We start from the raw sequence: 16,433 nt of genomic DNA on the forward strand, positions 1-16,433 counted from the left end.
TCGGCGTCGTGCCCGGCGCGGTGGAGGGAGTTCCTGCCTCCACGCCGGCTCCGCGCGGAGGCAGAGGCGGAACGGGCCCCCGGCTTCGCGTGGAGGCAGGGGTGGAACGGCCTGCGTCGTGGGATTTCGGTTCCGCGGGTCGCCCGAACTTCGTCGCGCTCGGTCCGGCCGGCGCGGCGCCCGCGGGTCCTGCTCCCCACGCCGGCTCAGGCAGCACTCCCCACCGCCGCGCCGGCCCGTCCCCGCGCACTCGCCGGTGCCGGGCGGGCGGGCAGCCGGACCGGCGGGGCACGAAGAAGTCCCGGCCCGCGCGGTCGGGCGCGGGCCGGGACGTTTCCGGGGACAGGCGGTCAGGCGGTCTTGACGCGCAACTGGCGGGTCTTCCAGCCGAGCAGGACGGCCTGGGCGACGAAGAACGCGCCGCCGCCCGTGGCGTAGACGGACAGCACGCTCAGCGACGGGTTGTCGCCCGCGGCCTGGATGTTGTAGAAGACGCCGACGACGAAGGACAGGCCGCCGGCGATCAACATCGGCCACTGCTTGCCCAGTTCGGGACTGCGACGCCGCAGCGCGACGGCCACCTGGGCCGCGCCGGAGACGACCGCCCAGGCACCGAACACGTGGAGCACCGGTGCGACGCCGCCGGCCCCGGCGATGCCGACCCCGATGGCGGCGAGTGTGCTCAGCGCTCCGTTGAACGCCGTCACCCGGCGCTCGGACCCGTCGGGCAGGGCACGGTGGTCGATCAGCGAGGACACCGCGTCGATCAACGGGTAGACGACCAGCAGCGTGACCGCCAGGGCGTCGACGTGCTCATGGGCTCCGGCGAACGCCAGGGCCCACACCAGGGCCAGGACGCCGCGGCCGAGGTACAGCCTCAGCAGGGAGGAACGCCCGTCCTCCGCCGCCGGGTCCGGCCGCGTCGATGGCTGAGTGCTCATGATGGCTCGGCCTTTCTCAGGTTTCGGGGCCGTCTTCGGCCGGGTCAGTGCCGGGACGGGGAGACGCAGCGGAAGCTGGAGGCGACGGCCGGGTCCCCGTGGCCGTCGTAGTGGGAGATCCGCGGGAAGCTGCACAGGTCGCGGGTGACGCTCTGACCGGAGGCATTGGTCAAGGTGGCGGGCAGGGTCTGCGGTGCCTTGCCGTGCTCGACCCAGGAGGTCAGCGCGGCGAGGCCGTCGGTCGAGCCGTCGATGCCGTCGAGACCGCAGTGGCTGGTGCCCGGGGCGAGGAAGAGCCGGTAGAAGTCGTCGACCTTCTGGGAGCCGCCCACCGCCCGCACCACCTGCCGACGGTAGTCGACCGTGCCCTGGGTGGGGATGTACTGGTCGGACTCGCCGTGCCAGGTCAGAAGCTTTCCGCCGGCCTTGCGGAACCCCGACAGATCGGGGTCGTCCGTCCCGATGACCTTGTCGTATTCAGCCTCGGACTGCTGGAACAGCTGCGTGAGCCGGCTGTAGGTGATCTTCGAGATGTCGAGGGACGGGTCCTTCGCCACCCAGAGCTTGACCCAGTCGGCAGGCACCTGGAAGGGCGATCCGGCGACGTTGCCGTCGGCGTCCGGCGCGGTGGTGCCCGCCAGACCTGACAGGTCGGCACCGACCGGAACGCCGGACCACAGCTTCTTGCCCGACGGGGTGCGCGGGCCGTCCCAGATCTTGCGGACCACGGTGGCGTCGGCCGCCGTGATGGTCAGTTCCTTGCCGTCGCACTCGACCTTGGCCCCGACCAATTCGCGGGGATCGAAGTCGCAGCGGTTCGGGTCCTCGATCAGGCCGTCCCTGACCCCGTCGAGCGGATCGCAGGCCTTGACGGCGGCGGAGGTGAAGGCGTCGAACTCGCAGGTGGTCGGGTAGGTCTTCTCGTTGTTCATGACCACCTGCGGCCACAGGGTGGCGACCTCGAACTCGTCCCAGTTGACGGCGGGAGCGTCCGCGAGGATGCCGTTGTAGTCGCCGGGGTGGCTCTGGGCCTCCATGTAGCCCTCGCGCCCGCCGGTGGAGCAGCCGGTGAAGTAGGAGTAGGCCGGGCCCTTGCCGTAGATCCCGGCCACGACCTCCTTGCCGACGACCGCGGCCTCGTGCTGGGAGCGGGAGGCGAAGTTCTTCAGCAGCGCGGTGTTGACCTGGCCGTTGCTGTTCAGGGCCCAACTGGTGTCGAGGGCATCCCCGACGCCGGCGTCGGTGCTGACCGCCGCATAGCCGCTCTTGACCGCGTTGCCCAGGCCGACCCCGTTGTCGCCGGCCAGGTAGGCGCTGCCGCCCAGGCCCTGGAAGCGGCCGTTCCAGCCGCTGGCAGGCAGCCAGGTCCGCACCTTGGCGTGGTCGCCGTCGCCCGGGTGGGTGAGGGTGACGGTCACGTCGCAGTAGGCGGGGACGCCGGTGACCGATCCACCCAGGACTCCGGTCCCCTGGATGGTGCCGCCCGCCTCGGCGACCGCCGTCACGGACTCCACCTTGGTGCCCGACGGGGCCTTCACGGACGGCGCCGAGCAGGTGAAGGCGGAGGAGGCGACGGTGGTGGTGGTGTGATGTGGCTCGGCCGCCGCGCTCGGCAGGTACACCACCGCCGCGGCCAGGGGCACGCCGGCCGTGAGGACCGTCAGGAGTCGTTTCATGTGCTTCTCTCCAAGGAATAGGTGTGCACATGGCCGCACGAACACATGTGCACGAGGCAAAGGGAGTGCTGAGTCAACGGGCCGCTGCGGACACACTGCACACATGTGCCATGTGACCTGGGCGTGCGCCCCGGGGTGCCTCGGCTCCCCGAAGTCTTCGACCGCACCGTATCACCGGTCAAGCCGGTGATAAAAGAACGGGCGCGCTTTCGGGTGATCGAAGGGGTAGGGCAGATCCCGGCCCGGTGCCCACTCTGGTCGGCCCCGCCTGCCGCGACAACAGTCAAGTGACTGCCGGCACCGAGGGACCAGAACTGCGCCCGGCGAAGCACGTGTTGGGTCATCCGACGGTCCGCGGGGCGGTGGCGGAGGCCCCTGATTCGAGGGGTTGCCAACATGGGACACGACGGGAGACGGGCGCTCCCGTGGTGTGTCCCGGCACGTGTGACGTGGCCCGAAGGGACCTCGCCGCACCGGACCGGCTCCCCTCGAGAACGCAGTCATGATGCCCATCGCAGGTCGTGGTGGCGGGGAGGTCGCCGTGCGGCAGCAGGGTCGCCGCCACCTTCGCCAAGGCCTGCTTCCACGGAAACACGTGTGTGCCGCACCTACACGTGCGGGCGCCCCGGCAAGCGATCCCCGCCGCCACCTCTTGCCGATCTGTGCAGGTCAGACGACCTCTGGTGGCCTCCACGCTGATTTGATACGTTTCTCGACGTCGGCTGTGGGGCCTGGGGTGCCCGTCGGCCACTTCACCGGCGCCGAAGGCAGGAGAGGGAGAAGACATGACCGACGCCGCCCCGCGGGGCGCCGATGTGAGCGAAGCCGTCGGGCGTACCGCCCTGATGGTCGCGGCCGCGCGGGCCATCGAGGCCGGCCGTACCGACGCGCTGGCCCGGGACGGGTTCGCGGAGCACTTCGTCCGGGCCGCTCCGGCCGCCGCCGGCTGGCCCGTACATCCTGACCAGGTGCCCGAGGGGGACGCCGATCCGCTGTGGGGCCGGCTGGCCCGCTTCTTCGGACTGCGTACCCGGGTGTTCGACGACTTCCTGCTGGCCCAGGCGACGGCCGGTGCCCGTCAGATCGTCATCCTGGGTGCCGGACTCGACTCCCGCGCCTACCGGTTGCCCTGGCCGGCCGGCTGCACGGTCTTCGAGGTCGACCAGGAGGAAGTCATGGCCTTCAAGCAGAGGGTCCTCGACCGGCTGGACGCCACATCAGCGGCCGAACGTGTCCCCCTGGCCGTGGACTTGCGCGGGGACTGGATCGCGGCGCTGTGCGCGGCGGGTTTCGATCCCGCGCGGCCGACCGGCTGGGCGGCCGAGGGGCTGCTGCCGTATCTGCCGCCGGTCGCGGAGCAGAAGCTGATCGGCACCATCGCCGCGCACAGCGCCGCGGGGAGCGCCCTCGGCTACGAGGTGAAGCAGGGCCTGCTGCCGGCCGCGGCCCATGAGTACCCCCTCCACACCGCGGCACGCGAGCGGATCGGCGTCGACCTGTCCGCGCTGTTCAACGCCGAGCCACGACCGGACTCCGCCGCGGAACTTGCCGCCCGCGGATGGTCGACGACCGCGCACACCCCTTTCGAGTTCAGCCGGCGCCACGGCCGCGGCCCCGTACCGGAAGCGGACGACACCCTCGCCGCGAACCGCTGGGTCTTCGCCACCGCACCACCGAGTCCGCGCGGCAACGCGGGACGGCGGTGAACGCACCCCACCTCGTCGCGCTGGTCTTCCACCCCTGACGTCAAGCATCGGGTCCGCGCTGATCCTCCAGCGCTCGGGTGTCGGCCCCGCGAACGACCTGCGTCGAGCCCAGACGGGCCGGTCGTGCAGATCATCTTCATCGGCATCCCTCGCCCCGACCCGATAGCCCCGGGACAGATCGGCTTCACCATCGGGGTCTCCCCGATGCGGCCGGCCAGCCGCGGCTCCCTCAGGATCAGTTCGGCGGACCCGTACGCGCCGCCGGTGATCGATCCCCGCTGCTTCGCCGAGGAGGAGGTCCGGGCGGTGCTGTCCGGGATCACGACGGTCCGCGAGATCGCACGGTCATCGGCGCCGGCCGAGTGGGAGTCGAGGAGGTCGGTCCTGGACCCGCCACCGTGGACGAGTCGATCGCCGACCCGCCGGCACGTCGCGTCTGTCGGCCCAGCAGGTCGGCGGCGCGCTCGGCGATCGCGTAGGTGGTGGCGTCGGTGCTGTTGGAGGGGATGGCGGGGATGACGGAGGCGTCGGCGACGCGCAGTCCGTCGACGCCGTGCACCCGCAGCGCGGAGTCGACGACCGAGACCTCGGGCGGTGACACATGGAGGACACTCGCCGTCGCCACGGCCGGGGACGCGGTCCCCGTCACCGCACCGGGTCTCCGGTCGTGGACACCCTGCTCACCAGGTGTGTCGCCACACCGGTACTGCCGACGGCACCCAGGGAATCGGGGTGTCAGCCGCATCCGTGCTCTGCGCGGCGGAATACACACAATTGCCGCCGTCCCACGTGCGGGGAATGATGGATGTGCGGGAGGAAGCACCTACCGGACACGCGCCGTCGCACGCCCGCGGAGTGGGGCCGCGGAGGTGGGTAGCATGCGCAGCATCAATAACCTCAAGGGAGTGAACGGTTGTGACCAGCCAGTCAACCGCCACGCTCCGGTCGCGGTACGTCGAGCAGGCCGCGTCGGATCTGGAAGAAATCCGTCGACAGCAGCAGGAACTGACCGAGAAGTTCAGGGTGCTTCAGCAGGAGGAGGCCCTGCTCGTCGACATTCTGAGCCTTGCCGAGCGCGCCCCCTCCGAGGAGCCGTCCCCGCTGCCCGAGCAGGCACAGGACGAGCGGACGCTCTCCCCCGCCCGGTCGTCCGCGACCCGCACCGCAAACCCGGGAGCAGGCGGGCGGGCCGCCGGTTCCGGTGCCTCGCGCAGCCGCGTCGCCGGGGCTCCAGCCGGCAAGAAGGCGCGACAGCCGCTGCTCGGTGATCTGCTGATGCAGTTGCTCGATTCCCACGACGAGCCGCGCCTGGCGAAAGAGCTGCGGGAAGAGCTGATGGAGAAACATCCGGACCGGGCGCCGACGCCCCAGGTGGTGCGAAACACGCTGGAATCGCTCGTCGCCAAGGGGCGCATCCGCCGGCACCGGCAGCAACGGTCGGTGAAGTACTCCCTCGTTCCGTCCGCGCGGCCGGCGGCAGCGAAGAGCTGATCAGGCCGGTGCCGGACCCCGGATCGGCTGGCGATCCGTGCGGAGCCGTACCCGCGCCCGGTGCGGGCGTGGTACCCGCGGGTGTGCAGCCTGCGGGGCTCCCCAGGTGCGACCGCGTGAGCGGAGAACACGTGCCGATGCACACACGTGTCACCACAGTCGCCTCGCTCCCTCACGCCTCAGTTCCTGCCCTGGGCCGCCGGCCCCGATGACCCGTCGCACGGTGGTGGCTCACCCATGTGGCGAGTCGCCGCGGTTCCTCCCGGGAGGTGGGTTCTCCCCGCGGTGCCAGCGCGATGACAACGGTGTGGGCCGGCCTCAAGCTGCACGGCCCGTGCCGAGGTAGGGTCCGCAGGCCGACGCCGACGAAGCGGACCAGGACGCGCGGCGTCCTCGTCGGTGCCCTGTCTGCCCCGCCTGCGGCACGCCCGCAGCACGCCCGCAGCACGCCCGCAGCACGCGACGGGAGGAGGCCCTGCCCCGGACACGAAGGGCAGGGCCGTGTCGGAAAGCTCCAGCCATGGCTCTTCCGACGGTCGGACGGAGAAGGGATGTCCCCGTCCGGTCAGGTCCGGCTCGCCACGCGGGCGGACCGGTCCTGGTGCCGTCCGGCCGGGAGTGGATAACCGGACGGCGCCTTCCCCGCGGCCCGATGCCGGGATCACGGGAGTCTGCGACCTTCACATGTGGGCAGGCGGCCCTGAGTTCACGGCGGGAGCGGTGAGGAAGTCGATGGGGTGCCACGGGCAGTGCGGCCCGCGAAGGAAGCTGTCCGCGGTCGGACCGTAACCCGACATCATCGCCGTCTCGGCCCAGGACCGGACCAGCTCCGGAGCCGGCCATCCGCCGGAAGCGCGGTCGCCCCGAGTGAGGACCGGACCGAGGCGGCGGGAGGACAGCCGTCTCCACGGCCGGTCACGGGCTCCGGCCCGGAGAGCGTCCCGGCCGGTCCACTCCCCCGGTGCCGTTACCGGTGTCGGTGCCTGGGCGGGCACGGCTTCCCGCGGGACGGGATCACGGCGCGGGGTGGGACGGCGCGCAGGTGACGCGCCGGGTGGCCACGCGGAGCCCTGGGCGGCCATCAGACAGCGAGGGCGTTGATCGTGACGGGGATGTTGTTGCGGGTCGCCTTGGAGTACGGGCAGGTCTGCTCGGCCGCCGCGGCGAGCTCCTCCGCGGTGCTCTGGTCGACGCCGCCGAGGACGGGGCCAAGGACGGCGGAGAGGCTGAACTCGCCGTCGTCACCGTCGGTGAGGGTGATCTCGGCGGTGATGGCGGTGCTGGTCAGCCGGATCTTCCGCTGGGCCGCCACCCGACGCAGCGCACCGAGGAAGCAGGCCCCCCAGCCCGCCGCGAACAGCTGCTCGGGATTGGTGGCGCCGCCGGCTCCACCGAGTTCCTTGGGGAAGGCCAGGGTCGTGTCGATCAGCCCGTCGTCGGAGCGAACCGTGCCGCCGTTGCGACCCTCGCCCGTGACGTTGACGCGGGCGGTGTAGGTGACGGTCATGATCTTTCCCCATCCCGTGATGTGTGTGTGAGTTGTCCGTGCGGGCAGAAGCCGACCATCGCGGCCGACCAGCGCCTTTCATCGTCTGCTCAAGCGGTGATCTCACTGTGCCATTCCGATTCGTCACCGGTCAAGACGGTGACGCATGCCAGGTAGGCGCGATCCTTCCAGGCGCCCGCGTCGGTGTGCACCGCCGGCCCGGTCGGGACCCTGCACGTCGCCGGGGAGCGGGGAGCCGGGGAGCCGGGGAGACATCGTTCTTTCCGTCTCTCCGGCCGCGCACGGGCGGCATCGGCATCGGCGTCGGCATCGCAGGTGCGGGGGGGACGCGCCGAGGCGTTCTCAGCGTCGGGCGAACATGTGGAGAAAGCGCCGGCCGGTGCGGGCGTCACAATGCAACGGCACCGGGAGAAGGGCGAGTTGCCCGGGTCCCGGATGGGCGGCGGAGAAGGGTGTCTCTGTTCGATCGGAGATATGTGCGGGCTGGTGAGCCCGGTTCCGGGTAGGGCCTCCCGGGCAGCTCTAGGGTGATTCCACGGTCATCCATCACTCGTCGTCAAGACAGTGACGATGGCTTCACGGCTGCGTCCGTTCACACGTCCGATGGCCGATGCCAGCACGACACGTGAACCACCCGCACATGTGCCACGGCGTTGTTCAGGTACGGGACGCCGTCCGCGGCAGCTCGATGCCCCGGAGCAGGCCGACCGCCTCCCGCAGGGAGAGGGCGCCCGGGGCCCGCAGCGGCAGGGCGAGCAACGCCGACCGTTTCGGGGGCCCAGTGCGGGTTCGTGGTTCGCCGAGCCCGTACCGTGCCGAGGATCGAGCAGCGCACTATGGCCTTCGCCTCGCCGTGGACCTGGGCCGTGTTGTGGACGTCGCGCCGTCCGCCCGAAGGGCGGGGCCCGTTGCGCCTGGTGCTCCCCCACCGGCTTCGGCGTGGGAGGTGCCCCCGGACCGCACGGCGGAGGGTCGTCCTCGTAGGGAGCCTCCTCGGACCAAGCCCGACAACGAAGCGAGCGTGCCTGCCAGAAGCCACGGGACGGGGGCACCTCCCCCGCCGAAGGCAGGGGGGAGGGACTTCCGCAACACCCGGCGGACGTCTCCCGGCGGGTCGGGGCCGGGTCCGCCGGGGACCGCCGTCACAAGACGGTGGGTTCGCGCTGCCGGGGGCCGCCGGCAGCGCCGTGGTGCGGCCTGGTCCGGCCAGGTGCCTCACCCGGCGCCCGTGGATACCGTCTGTGCGGGGCGGCCGCTGGGTGGATGTCCCGATCGCCGAGGCGTTCCGTCGTGCCGCAGCGGCACCGTGGAGCGTCGCGACGGGACCCGTAAGCCCCTCACGCGCGATCGGCGGCCGACCACGGGAACAGGGTTCCGTGCGCCGTCAGGCGCCGGCGGGCTGCACGCTCTTCTTGCGCGCGCGGTACGCGGCGGCCTTGATCTTGTTCCCGCAGGACTCCATCCCGCACCACTGCCGGCGCATCCCCCGGGAGCGGTCGATGTAGATCCGGGTGCACTCCGGATTGCCGCACTCCTTCAGGAGGGGAACATCCGGCCCGCTGAGAAGCTCGACGGCCTGCCGCGCCACCGTGGACAGCGCTTCCTCCGGTGTGGCCACGGTGCGGCGCCCCTCCGCCGTGAGCTGCGGCACCGCCGACGGCTTGCGGGCGGTGGCGTTGAGCAGGTCCAGCGCCCCGGGGTCGTACTCCTCGCCGGAGCAGCGGGCGGTGACCAGGCTGTAGACGGCCTCCCGCACCGCCACCGCCTGGTCGACGTCCCTTCGCTGGCTCGGGGCGACGGCGTCGACGATGCCGGACTCCAGGTACCAGGCGTCCAGCCGGTCCGGTGCGGCGAACATCTCGAAGCGCGTGGACCGCCGCGCTCGGAGGGTCGCCGCGAAGTCCAGCGCCGGATGCTCGCAGACGAAGACATGCGTAAGGTTCATATCACGATTTTGACAGGTGACAGATAGGGCGGCAAGGGGCCGCACCCCGGGTGGTGGGCGACGCGTCACCGGCCCGTCGCAGGGCGGTGCCAGGCGAGCGGGACGACGCATCGAGGGCCGCTGGTCGTGGGCTACGACCTGGCCCGCGAGGCGTTCACCCACCCCGCGCTGCTGGAGTGTCCACGGACCGCCGCGCAGGCCCTGGAGGCTGCGAGCTTCGTCGATCGCAACCCCGAAGTCGCCCAAAGTCGGGCGGAGTTCCTGCGCTGCGTCACACCTCCGTGGAGCCGGCCACGCACCGGTACGCGGCCGAGGACCTGGAACCGGGCGGAGTCCGCATCCCCGGGGCGCCTTCGTGTCCGTGGTGCTCGTCTCGGCCGTGACGCGGGTCTGCCCGGTGACGCCGACCCCGCCGGGCTGGACATCACTCAGCCCTCCGCGCGGCACCTGTCCTTCGGCCACGGCATCCATCACTGCCTGGGTGCTCCGCCGGCCCAACCGGAGGCCGCCACCCTGAACGTCCCACTGGATCGCGTCGGGCCCATGGAACTCGCCATTCCTGCCGCGTCGTTGTCCTGGTTCCAGCCGGCATGATGCGAGGCGGGCCGTCGCCGCCCGTGCGCTATGCCCGCGGCTGAGCGGGCGGGCGGCGGTGGGAGCGCGGTACGGGTGGGGGTGCGGGACCGCCGTCCGCCACGTCGAATTCGTCGAGCTCGTCCAACTCGTCCAACTCGTCCAACTCGTCGACCCAGCGGGGATGGTGCCGCTTCTCCCAACTGCGGCTGACGAAGCCCGTGCGCATGCCCGGGCCGGTCTCCGGGTCCTGGTAGGCCTTGCGGACATGGCCGGCCGGCACCCCCACGATCGCCAAGGCCAGGAAGTCGTGGACGAAGATCGCACTGGTGCGGGAGACCGAGGGCAGCAGCCGCATGAACCACACGAGCGGGCCGGTGAACATCATCACCAGCACCGCGCCTGCGATCCAGCCCGCGACCGCCTCGGCCCTTACTCAGGGCTGCACTCTTCCGGACTCTCCCGTGCACTCGGCCCCGCGCCGCCACTCGGAAAGAATAGTCACCACCTTGACCGGTGACGAGGCTCGTGGCACGCTGGACGCACCGACGCGGTGGGGCACTGCCCAGCCGCCGGCTGGACGGAGGGTGAACATGAAGAGTGTCAGCATCACCGTGAGGGGCGCGTCAGAACTCGAAGCGACGGCATCGACCGCCTCGACTCCGGCCATCCCGGTCGCGGTCGCGCCGGATACCGCCGCCGCGGCCCGCAAGGCCCGGTTCGGGCACCTCCCCGAGCACGTGCGCTACGAGGACCTGGTGGTCGGCCAGCCTGTAACACCCGGTGACCCGGCCCGCGACGCGTACAACGCGGAGTCGGCGTGGTGCTCGTACAACTGCCTCGCCTTGGACCTCGGGCTCTGACGGTCCCGTCGAAGGCATGACCGTGCCCGGCCCGCGACCCTCGCGGGCCGGGCACGGTGGCATCCGGGAGCTTCGAATATCGCCGGGCCTGGGCGGCCGGATGCGTGGGCGCGGCGCGCCCCACTCCACGGCCGCCTCGCACCCCGGCGTCCTCCGCCGCGGCCCCGATACGCTCCCGCTCCTCTCAAGACACCGCCTCACGCGGCGGCGGACATTTCCCCGGCTGAGCACGTGCGGACACATGTGACCGCCAATGGACACACCTGGTATCAATCGTCTGGCCCTCCACGCCTTGGATGAAGCCGCTCACCACGGTGCCGAACTCGGCGTCCTTCGCGACCTTTACCTTCGTAGCTTCGCCGCGGAGCAAGGGCGGCCGGCGACGTAGCCGGCTTGGCGCCCTGACGCCTGCCACGCTCCTGACGCACAGCCAAGCAGCAAGACCACCATCTACAGCTGGAGTACTGGGGCCCAGCACCGCTCTGGACCAGCCCTGGAATTCGAGGGCCCTGCTGGTGGTCATCAGAGAGCGTCCTTGGTGTGGCCTCGGGCGAAGTCCCATGGGGCAGGTGCATTGGCGGCCGCGTACTCGTCTGCGATGCCGAAGACGCTCCCGCATCCTGGGCATTCCGCCTGGCCGAACAGATGCGTCAGGCCCCAGGCGAGCCGTTGCCGGCCATCCCGTACAGCCCATTCGTGCAACATCCTGCCGGTGCCGGTCAGCTCGTGCGGGGCGGCTGGCCGGAGGGGGATCTGGTGGACATCCCCCAGATTCCAGTCCCGGATCGAGGAGTAGCAGCCGTAGTCGCCGACCGCGATCGTCACCGGTGCGTCGCAGTGCGGGCACGCGGCAGTGACGAAGGAATCGGTGAAGTCGTCCAGGGCCTCGAACCACAAGGTCTGGCCGTCGAACGCGAGCGTGGCCCGCAGCAGCCCCAGGTAGATCTTCCCGTCCAGGCCAGACCGCAGCCGGGCGGCGGCCATGGTGCGAAGCTCGGCCAAGGCCGCCGCGCAGCGGGCGACTTCTTCGTCGGCGCCATGGGGTTGAAGGAGGCCACCCGCTATCGCTCCGGCCAGATCGAGCGCCCAGTCCTCGGTCTTCGCGATGTCCGCGAGCTTCGGCAGTGCGGCGATGCTTGCCGGGGTGATCGTCCCCTGGTGGCACAAGCGCCCCCAAAGCCGGTCGATGGCCTCCTGGTCACGACCGATGGCTCGGTCCAGCAGCCCGGGTATCGCGTGTGCCGGGCCGTAGGCGTCGTGGAGTGTGGACCAGTCGATCATCCGGTGATTCAAACACGCTGCGGAGCGACCTCTGGGGGCGGTGAGTCGTGAGGGAGATCACCTACGCCACCGCAGAGCTCGGGCACCCGTGCCTCCCTCGCCGATCGGTTGACTGGTTCCCTGCGGACGACCACGCCGACGTGTCCGTGCACAGCGATCTGTATTCGCTCATCCCGATGAGTGGCCGTGTCGTCGCGAGGCAGCAAGCGGCCTGTCAGTCAAAGCCACACGTACGGCATGAGCGCTTTCAGCCACACCCAGGCCCCTGGGTCTCCCGATCTTACGAAGGACCGGAATCCACCCACCAACAAGGTGAGGAGCGCTTCACCTGGCGACGCTCGCCGAGTGAAGCGCTCCGTCGGACATGACTACAGGCCAAGGGCCTCGGCGGCGAGCTCGGTGCCCCGCAGGCGGGCGTCGATCTTGGCGAAGGCCAGGTCCCGGGAGGTGGAGGTGTCGTCGGCGAAGGGGGCGAAGCCGGCGTCGTCGCAGGTGCCCAGCTGGTCCACCGGGATGTGCCGGGCGGCCTCCAGGACGCGGTCGCGTACTTCCTCGGGGGTCTCGACCCTCGGGTCGATCGGGTCGATGACGCCGACGAACACCCTGATCCCGGGACGCAGTTGGTCGGCGATCATCCGCAGGACGCGCTCGCGGTCGGGCTCGCCGGCCAGTTGGAGGTAGAAGTTGCCGACCGTGAGCCGGAACAGTCTGGGCAGCAGCCCGGCGTAGTCGACGTCGAGGCTGTGGGTGGAGTCGTCGTCGGCGCCGGGGTCGGTGTGTACCCCGAGGCGCGCCCGTTCGTCTTCGGTGAACCGGCCCAGGACCTTGTTGTTGAGGGCGACGAAGTCGTCCAGGACACCGCCGGAGGGGTCGAGCTTCAGCGACAGCCGGCCTTCCGTGAAGTCCAACTGCACGCGGTGCGCGCCCGCGTCGAGGCATCCGCGGATCTCGGCCTCGGCCTCGTCCGCGAGGTCACCCAGGAACGCCTCGCGGGAGTACCCGTCGATGCCGTCGGGCGGGTAGAGCAGGCTCAGGGCCGAGGGGGCGACCACAGACTGCTTGACGGGGAGGCCGGTACGGGCGCGGGCGGCACGCAGGTAGGTCTCGGCCCGGACCTGGTAGCGGAACGGTCCGCCGGTCAGGACGGGCAGCTGCCGGGTGTGCCCGTCGGCGAAGGGGATGGTGACGCCGTCGGTCCCAAGGCCCGCGAGGCCGGTGAGGGGGTACGTGAGGGAACTGGGCTTGCCCTGGTCCCCGTCGACCAGGACCTGGCTGCCCAGCTTGTCCAGCCGGTCGAGAGTGTCGGCGACAGCTTCGCCTTGGACGCCCGCCAGCTCCGCGTCGCTCAGGCGCCCCGCGGCGTGTTCGGCGCGCGCCAACTGCAGGGCGGGTGAACGGGGAAGGCTGCCGATCGGCTCCGAAGGAATGCTCATGATCCACACCCTAGAAGTCACCGGTATGCCCCGGATCGGGAGCGAAATCCGCCCGACGGCGGTCGCTCCGCGAATCCCGGGGCGTTCGGCGGAGCCTCGTCACCGCTCATGAACCAAGAGGTTCACCCGATCGGGCTTCTGACAGAGAGTCGCGGGTTGACTTCTTGTGGTCGGACAGCCGGATTCCACCCGGCGCGCCCGGGGAAGCCGCCGGCACCAGCACAGCGACAGCCCGTGGACGCTTCCTCCTCACTGCCCGCCGGCACGGCCAGGGCGCTGTCGTCGTTCCCGACGGCGGCCTCCAACGCGGCCAGGGCCCGTAGGTGCTCATCGTCGGTCAGCTCAATGTCGTCCACGGCCTCGGACCGTACGCGCCACCCGCCGGCCACCACGGCTGGTACGACCCAAACCACCCGCCCGGGCCGCCGGCGGGCCTCGTGGACTTCGCACCGGGCGGGAGAGCCGCGGCGTCAGGCAGGTGTGCCCGTAGGACTTGGTGGTGACCACCATCGGGACGGACCCAGAGGACCAAGCTGCGGCAGGCTGGATCATCGCCGACGAGATCATGCGGGCGCGCACCGACGTGGACGACCTCGCCTACCGGCTCTGGCGTGACAGTGCCCTGGGCCCTGGGCGGCACCCCGCTGGTCGGCCCCGATCGCGAGCACGTCCTGCTGTACGCAGCCCCGGTGTTCGAGGCCAACAACCTCACCGGCGTCACCGGCTACGTAGGCGTGTGGCTGTGGTATCTCTCCACCCGCGATCTTCCCCCCGGGCCGGGCCTCAGCGTGGAGATCCTGGACCCGCCCTCGTCGACGGTGACCGACAGCGGGCCGGACGGGCTGGTGATCCACCGGGTGCCCGGCAGTGAGCTGGGGTTCGTCTTCTGGTTGTGGGAGATGAAGGAGTTCACCGCGGAGAAGACGAAGCCGAGCGAGGGACTGTAAATCGTTCGGTGCAACTCCCGATCATTTGACGGACCCGTACAGGGCAGAGGGTGCGGGCAGGAAGATCGGGGGGCTGGCTTCGTTGATGTCCAGGGACAGCGTTTGTCGACCGTTTCCGAAGGCAGTTAGTGATCAACGAGCTCGGAGATGTCGAGGAGAAATCACGGCACTGCCGCGTTCGCGGAGCGGGATGTCGGCGTACAGGTCAGTGCCCTACCGGGTACAACCGAACGCGCACAGGTCCAAGACGACGCACAGGGATGGATTCGGTTGTCCCGTATATCGGGCGTCCACGATCGGCAGGACCGACCGCGCCCCGTGGCACGACGGCGCGTGCGCCCGTGAGATGGTTGCCGTCATGACAGTTGGCGCGCCGGGCGGCGAGGTTGTACTCGAGACGAGTCGCCTGCTGCTCAGACCTTGGCGGGTAGCCGAGGCTGTCGTCCAGCGTGAACTGTGGACCGAACGTGATCCACGAGTGCCGCCGCACCGTCGAGTCGACGCTGACGGACACCCCACCGTCGCGGAGCTCGAGGATTCGATCCGCACCAACGAGGTCTGGTCGACCGGGTTGCTGGCAGTCGAACGGAAAGCCTCTCGTGACGTCATCGGCTACTGCGGGCTGGTCGACAGCGGGCGAGAGCCGGCAGGGGAACCGGAACTGGCCTTCGAGCTGCTACGCCGAGTTTGGCGTCAGGGATACGCGACCGAGGCCTCGTTGGCGGTTGTGGAATGGGCGCGATCGTCTGGGTACGAACGTCTGTGGGCCACGGTCTGGGACTGGAATACCGCTTCTCGCCGAGTGCTGGCCAAGATCGGGTTCACCGAGACCGATCGGAAGGAAGTGGACGCGGTGCACGGGACCACCTTGTTCACCACGAGACGGCTCTGACAGGGTTCATGCTGACCCGCATCAAGGGCGCCCTGGAGAAGGCCGGCAGCGGACCCGACGCCCTGGCCCACATCTTCGAGAACATCTTCGATGAGCGGCGCCCGCTGTGGCAGCTGATGTGGTCGGGTGTCTTCGACCGGTTCCCCGCGCTGCGCGTGGTGTTCGTCGAGATCCGCAGCTACTGGATTCCGCCGACGCTGGACGCGCTGACCCGCAAGAACGAGGAGGCCGGCGGCATCCTCAAGCTCACGCCCTGGGAGTACTGGGAGCGCAACTGCGCGGTGACGCCCACCTTCATGCGGCTCACCGACCTCGACGTGCGCGAGAACGTCGGGATGGACAAGGTGATGTTCGGCAGCGACTACCCGCACGCCGAGGGCACCTGGCCCAACACCGAGGACTTCCTGCGCCTGGTGCTCGACGACATCCCGGAGGCCGACGCGCGCGCCATCCTCGGGAGCAACGCGATCGACTTCTACCACCTCGACCGCGCGTACCTGGAGGGCCTCGGCGCGAAGTACGGCCCGAAGCCGGCGGAGATCCTGGGTCAGGCGCACACCGTGGACCCGGGCGTGGCCGAGCACCTCAACAACCGCAACGGTCTCAACAAGAAGGTCTCCTACGAGGATCAGAGGACCGAGGACGCCGTCGTGGAGGATGTCGTCAAGGCACTCGCCCAGCGGTAACCCCGTCGTCCGGATGCCGGTCCGGCGACGATGAGTACGGTGTGGGACAGGAGGGCTGGTGGCCGCGTGACGGCCACCAGCCCTCCCCCCGTGTCACCGGCCTTCCGTACGGCCCGGCCGTACGTGGTCGACGGGTGCCTACCGCGTGCCGGGCAGGTTGCGGGCCATCACGATGCGTTGGACCTGGTTGGTGCCCTCGTAGATCTGGGTGATCTTGGCGTCGCGCATCATGCGTTCGACGGGGTAGTCGCGGGTGTAGCCGTAGCCGCCGAGCAGTTGGACGGCGTCGGTGGTGATCTCCATGGCGGCGTCGGAGGCGTAGCACTTGGCGGCGGCGCCGAAGAAGGTCAGGTCGGGGTCGGAGCGTTCGGACTTGGCGGCGGCGGCGTAGGTGAGCTGGCGGGCGGCTTCCAGTTTCATGGCCATGTCGGCGAGCATGAACTGGATGCCCTGGAACTCGGCGATGGCCTTGCCGAACTGCTTGCGTTCCTG

General features: G+C 70.4%; 15 protein-coding genes and 2 pseudogenes. 8 read left to right on the forward strand and 9 right to left on the reverse strand.

The window, feature by feature from the left end:
• Window positions 1-350 precede the first annotated feature (350 nt).
• Entirely contained in the window at window positions 351-941 is a 591-nt protein-coding gene (locus ACIPAE_RS37500) for a DUF308 domain-containing protein (RefSeq protein ID WP_402451635.1), read from the reverse strand.
• 44 nt (window positions 942-985) lie between these two features.
• On the reverse strand, window positions 986-2,617 hold the full coding sequence (locus ACIPAE_RS37505) for a tannase/feruloyl esterase family alpha/beta hydrolase (RefSeq protein ID WP_402451638.1): 1,632 nt from the start codon (window positions 2,615-2,617) through the stop codon (window positions 986-988).
• Window positions 2,618-3,402: 785 nt separating this feature from the next.
• Here ACIPAE_RS37505 and ACIPAE_RS37510 point away from each other — a divergent pair.
• Both ACIPAE_RS37510 and ACIPAE_RS37515 read left to right on the forward strand, forming a co-directional pair.
• Window positions 3,403-4,323, forward strand: a complete 921-nt coding sequence (locus ACIPAE_RS37510) for a class I SAM-dependent methyltransferase (RefSeq protein ID WP_402451641.1) — start codon at window positions 3,403-3,405, stop codon at window positions 4,321-4,323.
• 204 nt (window positions 4,324-4,527) lie between these two features.
• Window positions 4,528-4,635 (forward strand): annotated as a pseudogene (locus tag ACIPAE_RS37515) (hypothetical protein); the annotation flags it as partial.
• Window positions 4,636-4,642: 7 nt separating this feature from the next.
• Here ACIPAE_RS37515 and ACIPAE_RS37520 read toward each other — a convergent pair.
• Window positions 4,643-4,972 (reverse strand): GMC oxidoreductase, encoded by a 330-nt coding sequence (locus ACIPAE_RS37520; RefSeq protein ID WP_402451644.1) that lies wholly within the window; start codon window positions 4,970-4,972, stop codon window positions 4,643-4,645.
• 266 nt (window positions 4,973-5,238) lie between these two features.
• Here ACIPAE_RS37520 and ACIPAE_RS37525 point away from each other — a divergent pair, with 266 nt between their 5' ends.
• Complete coding sequence (locus ACIPAE_RS37525) at window positions 5,239-5,814, forward strand: hypothetical protein (RefSeq protein WP_366412640.1); 576 nt, start codon at window positions 5,239-5,241, stop codon at window positions 5,812-5,814.
• Between the two features lie 1,081 nt (window positions 5,815-6,895).
• Here the strand turns inward: ACIPAE_RS37525 and ACIPAE_RS37530 are convergent.
• Window positions 6,896-7,321 (reverse strand): Ohr family peroxiredoxin, encoded by a 426-nt coding sequence (locus ACIPAE_RS37530; RefSeq protein ID WP_402451647.1) that lies wholly within the window; start codon window positions 7,319-7,321, stop codon window positions 6,896-6,898.
• A 1,384-nt stretch (window positions 7,322-8,705) separates the two neighbouring features.
• Entirely contained in the window at window positions 8,706-9,266 is a 561-nt protein-coding gene (locus ACIPAE_RS37535) for a CGNR zinc finger domain-containing protein (RefSeq protein ID WP_402451650.1), read from the reverse strand.
• A 126-nt stretch (window positions 9,267-9,392) separates the two neighbouring features.
• Between ACIPAE_RS37535 and ACIPAE_RS37540 the strand changes: the two genes are divergently transcribed.
• On the forward strand, window positions 9,393-9,860 hold the full coding sequence (locus tag ACIPAE_RS37540; RefSeq protein ID WP_402451652.1) for a hypothetical protein: 468 nt from the start codon (window positions 9,393-9,395) through the stop codon (window positions 9,858-9,860).
• Between the two features lie 28 nt (window positions 9,861-9,888).
• Here ACIPAE_RS37540 and ACIPAE_RS37545 read toward each other — a convergent pair.
• A pseudogene (locus tag ACIPAE_RS37545) lies at window positions 9,889-10,257 on the reverse strand (hypothetical protein); the annotation flags it as partial.
• A gap of 175 nt (window positions 10,258-10,432) precedes the next feature.
• Here ACIPAE_RS37545 and ACIPAE_RS37550 point away from each other — a divergent pair.
• Window positions 10,433-10,702 (forward strand): hypothetical protein, encoded by a 270-nt coding sequence (locus ACIPAE_RS37550; protein WP_402451654.1) that lies wholly within the window; start codon window positions 10,433-10,435, stop codon window positions 10,700-10,702.
• A 522-nt stretch (window positions 10,703-11,224) separates the two neighbouring features.
• Here ACIPAE_RS37550 and ACIPAE_RS37555 read toward each other — a convergent pair.
• Together ACIPAE_RS37555 and ACIPAE_RS37560 are read right to left on the reverse strand one after the other, a co-directional pair.
• Complete coding sequence (locus tag ACIPAE_RS37555; RefSeq protein WP_402451657.1) at window positions 11,225-11,983, reverse strand: hypothetical protein; 759 nt, start codon at window positions 11,981-11,983, stop codon at window positions 11,225-11,227.
• Between the two features lie 368 nt (window positions 11,984-12,351).
• A complete protein-coding gene (locus ACIPAE_RS37560) occupies window positions 12,352-13,416 on the reverse strand; it encodes a 5-methyltetrahydropteroyltriglutamate--homocysteine methyltransferase (RefSeq protein ID WP_402451659.1) in 1,065 nt (354 codons plus the stop codon).
• Window positions 13,417-14,027: 611 nt separating this feature from the next.
• On the opposite strand from ACIPAE_RS37560, the gene ACIPAE_RS37565 reads away from it, so the two are divergent.
• The 3 genes from ACIPAE_RS37565 (at window position 14,028) to ACIPAE_RS37575 (ending at window position 15,941) form a co-directional block, all read left to right on the forward strand.
• Window positions 14,028-14,363: a hypothetical protein gene (locus ACIPAE_RS37565; RefSeq protein ID WP_402451662.1), complete on the forward strand. Its 336-nt coding sequence runs from the start codon at window positions 14,028-14,030 to the stop codon at window positions 14,361-14,363.
• Window positions 14,364-14,721: 358 nt separating this feature from the next.
• Window positions 14,722-15,255 carry a GNAT family N-acetyltransferase gene (locus ACIPAE_RS37570; RefSeq protein ID WP_329361153.1) on the forward strand — a complete coding sequence of 178 codons (534 nt, stop codon included), beginning with the start codon at window positions 14,722-14,724 and terminating at the stop codon, window positions 15,253-15,255.
• Window positions 15,256-15,263: 8 nt separating this feature from the next.
• The gene (locus ACIPAE_RS37575) at window positions 15,264-15,941 is read left to right on the forward strand and encodes an amidohydrolase family protein (protein WP_402451665.1); all 678 of its coding nucleotides are present in this window, start codon (window positions 15,264-15,266) and stop codon (window positions 15,939-15,941) included.
• A gap of 138 nt (window positions 15,942-16,079) precedes the next feature.
• On the opposite strand, the gene ACIPAE_RS37580 is transcribed toward ACIPAE_RS37575, so the two are convergent.
• Window positions 16,080-16,433: acyl-CoA dehydrogenase family protein (locus tag ACIPAE_RS37580; protein WP_402451667.1), on the reverse strand; the 354-nt coding region annotated here is incomplete at its 5' end.

This window comes from Streptomyces sp. NPDC087270 (genome assembly GCF_044744625.1).
Taxonomy (GTDB): domain Bacteria; phylum Actinomycetota; class Actinomycetes; order Streptomycetales; family Streptomycetaceae; genus Actinacidiphila.